This is a genomic window from Leuconostoc sp., assembly GCF_965300815.1.
The window spans coordinates 1-4,626 of the sequence record NZ_CBDKZH010000102.1 but is presented as its reverse complement, the minus strand read 5'-3'; the positions used below and the strand labels follow the sequence as shown (position 1 = coordinate 4,626).

5 protein-coding genes are annotated in these 4,626 nt (G+C 42.1%); 4 read left to right on the top strand and 1 reads right to left on the bottom strand.

What is annotated here, in order from left to right; genetic code table 11:
• Positions 1-53 precede the first annotated feature (53 nt).
• From ACW12G_RS06500 to ACW12G_RS06485, 4 genes are read left to right on the top strand one after another with little or no spacing between them, the layout of a single operon-like run.
• Positions 54-539 (top strand): PTS sugar transporter subunit IIA, encoded by a 486-nt coding sequence (locus tag ACW12G_RS06500; protein ID WP_029509542.1) that lies wholly within the window; start codon positions 54-56, stop codon positions 537-539.
• A gap of 2 nt (positions 540-541) precedes the next feature.
• Positions 542-877, top strand: a complete 336-nt coding sequence (locus ACW12G_RS06495) for a PTS glucose/sucrose transporter subunit IIB (RefSeq protein WP_455647557.1) — start codon at positions 542-544, stop codon at positions 875-877.
• Positions 878-931: 54 nt separating this feature from the next.
• Positions 932-2,056 (top strand): PTS transporter subunit EIIC, encoded by a 1,125-nt coding sequence (locus ACW12G_RS06490; RefSeq protein ID WP_455647556.1) that lies wholly within the window; start codon positions 932-934, stop codon positions 2,054-2,056.
• A 12-nt stretch (positions 2,057-2,068) separates the two neighbouring features.
• A complete protein-coding gene (locus ACW12G_RS06485; RefSeq protein ID WP_147000989.1) occupies positions 2,069-3,718 on the top strand; it encodes an alpha,alpha-phosphotrehalase in 1,650 nt (549 codons plus the stop codon).
• Between the two features lie 26 nt (positions 3,719-3,744).
• Here ACW12G_RS06485 and treR read toward each other — a convergent pair whose 3' ends face one another.
• Positions 3,745-4,467, bottom strand: coding sequence for a trehalose operon repressor (treR, locus tag ACW12G_RS06480; RefSeq protein ID WP_455647555.1), 723 nt, complete (start codon positions 4,465-4,467; stop codon positions 3,745-3,747).
• Between the last annotated feature and the right edge of the window lie 159 nt (positions 4,468-4,626).

Sequence of the window (4,626 nt, the reverse complement as noted above, 5' to 3'; positions counted from 1 at the left end):
ATTCTTTACTTATCAACTAGTACGTACAAGTTGTCCATACAAAGGAGAATGTCATGTTTGGATTTGAAAAGAAACCTCGCGAAGATATTAATATCTATGCGCCGGTTACCGGGGAAGTCATACCATTAGAAAAAGTGCCGGATCCAGTTTTTGCCCAAAAGATGATGGGGGATGGCTATGCCGTAGTACCCACTGCTTCAGAAATTGTTGCGCCGATAGCTGGGAAAATCACTTTAATACAGGGTCATGCGGTCGGCTTACAACGGTTTGATGGTTTAGAAGTTTTGTTACATATCGGTATTGATACAGTGTCCTTAAATGGCAAACCGTTTACGACAAAGGCTAAGGTAGGGCAGGTTGTTGCTGCGGGTGATGTGTTGGTTGCGGTCGATTGGGCACAAATTGACGCGGCACAGCTATCTAAAATGACTATGGTGTTGATAACCAACACAACGGATAAGCTCGAAAACATCGTTGTACAATATGGACAGGCCATTGCGGGTCAGCAACTCGGGCAAGCAATCGCAAGGAGAAATTAATCATGGCAAAAAAGAATTACGATGAGGCAGCACAAGCCATTATCAGAAATGTTGGTGGCCGGGATAATGTGGATAAGGTCATTCATTGTATTACTCGACTACGATTTTATTTAAAAGATGAGAAGTTGGCCGATACATCAGCCATCACACAGATACCAGAGGTTGCTGGTGCGATTTATAATGGTGCGTTAGGTCAATATCAGGTTGTAATTGGTCCCGCAGTGGCTGACGTTTATGATGAAGTGGTGGCGCAGCTTGGTGATGGCGTCGTTGACTCAGCGGCAACAGAAGCTGCTGTTGCAGCTACACAACCGACAACATCAAAACCTAAAAATTGACTTGATATTATATAGAGTGCCTTTCAAACTTTAATTGGAACTATCACCGGGTCAATGATTCCAGTGATTGGTCTATTGGCGGCTGGCGGGATGTTGAATGGCTTTTTAACGCTATTGTCAGATCCAAACCTACTTGGTCTGATTAGTACTAAGTCAGATACCTTTACAATTATTCAATCGATGGCTATGGCACCATTCTACTTTTTGCCAATATTAGTTGGTTTTACCGCCGCTCAACGACTAAAATCTGATCCGCTAGTTGTGGCGGCCATAGGTGCTTTTCTGGTTAAACCAGAAATTGTTGGTCTATCAGCTGCTAAGGCATCGGGTGTCTGGTTAGGTATGCCGATTAATGCGCATTTTTTCGGATTACCAATTACGGTACCTAACTATGCTTATTCAATTTTCCCTATTATTTTTGCGGCCTGGTTGGCGCGCCCTATTGGTAATTGGTTGAAAAATCATTTACCAGCTGCAATTCGATCAATTTTCCAACCGTTAATTACAATATTTATCGTTGGGTCTGTTTTGTTAGTCATTATGGGACCAGCAATAACGATGATCTCATCAGGCATTTCAATTGCGATTCATGCTTTGTTGAATTTCAATTATGCGTTATCAGGTTTGATTATTGGTGGCTTGTACCAAGTACTTGTCATCTTTGGTTTGCATTGGATGGTCGTGCCATTAATTGCCAATGAAATTGCGCAAACAGGTCAATCACAATTGAATGCATTAGTTAACTTTACGATGATTGCACACGGTGCAGGTGCCTTAGCTGTTTTTGCCAAGACAAAAATCGCCAACTTGAAAGGTTTAGCTGGTGCGGGGGCTTTGTCAGCTTTTGCTGGTATCACAGAGCCGGCGATGTATGGTATTAATTTGAAGTATGGTCGTGTGTTCTGGATGGCTAACATAGGTGGTGCTGTGGGTGGTTTGATTGCTGGCCTATTTAATCTCCACATGTATGGCTTCACTGGTTCATTAATTGGTTTTCCATCGTTTGCTTCGACAAAAGATAATCCTAACAATTTATTGATTTTCTTCTTAGCTTCAGCAGCAACTATTGTGGTGTCATTTGTAATGGTGTATCTATGGGGATTTAAAGATCGTGATGTTGAACAATCGGCTAAACAAGTCGAAAAAAAGAACGTCTTTAAAGATAATGATGCCAAGTAAAGGATGAAAACGATGACAGAATTAGGCAAACATGTGGTTTATCAAGTCTATCCTAAATCATTTCAAGATAGTAATGATGATGGGATTGGTGATTTACCAGGATTGATTCAAAGATTGCCTTATTTGGCAAATTTGGGTGTCACGATGATCTGGTTAAATCCAATTTTCCCCTCACCACAAAATGATAACGGGTATGATATCAGCGATTATACAGCGATTGATCCGCTATTTGGGACCATGGCAGATTTTGAACAGTTGGTTCTCGAAGCGGAAAGCTATCAGATGGGTATCATGTTGGATATGGTTTTTAATCATACATCAACCGCACACCCGTGGTTTCAAAAAGCGTTAGCGGGGGATGTGAAGTATCAAGATTACTATTACTTGAGGCCGTACCGTGAGAATGGTTTGGAACCGACAAATTGGGTCTCTAAATTTGGTGGCTCTGCTTGGTCACGTTTTGGTGAGACCGATCGCGCATATTTACATTTGTATGATCAATCTCAAGCAGATTTGAATTGGCATAACCCAGCAGTTCGGCAAGAACTCTACGCAATTTTAAATTTTTGGTTGGCTAAAGGTGTTCGAGGGTTCCGCTTTGATGTAATCAATGTTATCGGCAAAGCAGCAGACTTAGTCGACGATGATACAGATAATGGCGGAAAGTATCTCTACACGGATACGCCAATTGTGCAAACTTATATTCAAGAGATGCATGCTGCGACGTTTGGACATTACTCGGACGTCATCACAGTCGGTGAATTAAGTTCGACCACTATTGATCAAACGGCGACCTACACTAATCCACAAAATAAAGCGTTGAGCATGGGTTTTAATTTCCATCATTTGAAAGTAGACTATGCGCAAGGTGAGAAGTGGACCAAATTGCCGTACGATTTTGAAGCGTTACGTCAATTGTGGCATGGATGGAGTCAAGGTATCATGACAGCAAACGGTTGGCCAGCATGGTTTTGGAATAATCATGATCAGCCACGTGCAGTTAATCGTTTTATCAAAAAGCCCAAATACTACCGAATTGGCGCCAAAATGTTAGCGATGATGGTGCATTTAAATCGTGGCACACCTTACATTTATATGGGCGAAGAGATTGGCATGTTGGACCCGAATTATCAGGGGATGACAGATTATGTTGATGTGGAAAGCCAAAATGCCTATCGCATGTTACTTACGAAAGGTTTAACACCGTCTGAGGCTTTTGCTGTTGTGCAATCTAAGGCACGTGATAATTCACGGGTGCCGATGCAGTGGGATAACAGTCCTTATGCTGGTTTTTCAACCCAGCAACCGTGGCTAAAAAATGGTGATTTTGATGACATTAATGTCGCGAAAGACCAAGAATCAGCAGATAGCCTGTATCAGTTTTATCATCAATTAATTCAGTTAAGGCAAAAACACCCGGTGATTGCTGATGGTGACTATACGCCAAGATATGACGATGTCACTGAAGTGATTGCTTTTGAACGCCGACTTGGGGATGTCAAATTATTGGTCGTGACCCATTTTGGTGAGAGCCCGGTGACGCTTAGCTTGCCTGATGAGGTGGTGCAAGCGGGCGAATACCTGATTGGCAACTATCCTAAACAACCCCTTACAAACGAGTTGGTTTTGCGGCCTTACGAGAGCTTTGCGATTCAATATTAAAAAGGTGATCCTACGGGATCACCTTTTTAAGTTGTTTGTCTTCTAGCAAATTCAGTGAACTGGAATTGATCTGGCCTGTGGCGCGCAATGGTGTGTTGAAAATAGGTTGTATCTGACAAGTGTACTTGACTTTCAACTTGAATCAGCCGATTTTCATCTGTTGGGAGACCAATTAATAAGTCACGGTCACGCGCTGTAACCAGTTCAGCGGTGATAGTCTTTTCGGCAAATGCCACGGATAAGTGTAGCTCATTTTCAATGTAAGCGTAGATAGATTGTTTTGCAATAGCGGGTGTGAGGTCTGGAATCAAGTCGGCACGAATATAGTCCTCATCGATTACACTGTGGATGTTGTCGATAATGCGCACGCGAACAATGTGGTATAACGGTGTGCCGATTGGGAATAGCGTCACTTCTTGATCGTCTGCCGTCACCGTGATTGTTTCAAAGACAGGTAATTCAGTCACCACTTGAAAATGTTGTAGCAACTTCAGCTCGTGGAAGCTCGTCAGGCCGCTAATTGGGAAATGTCGTAATTGATGTGCAATCACTTGTGAGCCTTTACCACGGCGCTTTTGAATGAGCCCTTCCTTGTCTAATTTTGCCAGTGCTTTTCTGATAGTATCTCGGGAAGTGTGAAATTGGGCAACCAAATCGTTTTCACTTGGCAAAAAAGCGTTAGCTGGATAAACGTTTTGTTGAATGTCAGATTTAATTTGGTGATAGATTTTAAGATATAGTGGAGTCATAGTAGACCTTTATACATGATAGTGGTGTGTATTTGTGTTACTTTTATTATACACTGTCAACGCTGTACTAAAAGCCATGCTCAGTCGTATCCTCGAATAGGATAGATTGCATTTTTCTGGTAGAATAGGTTACTAGAGGTTAATACGACAATGACACCA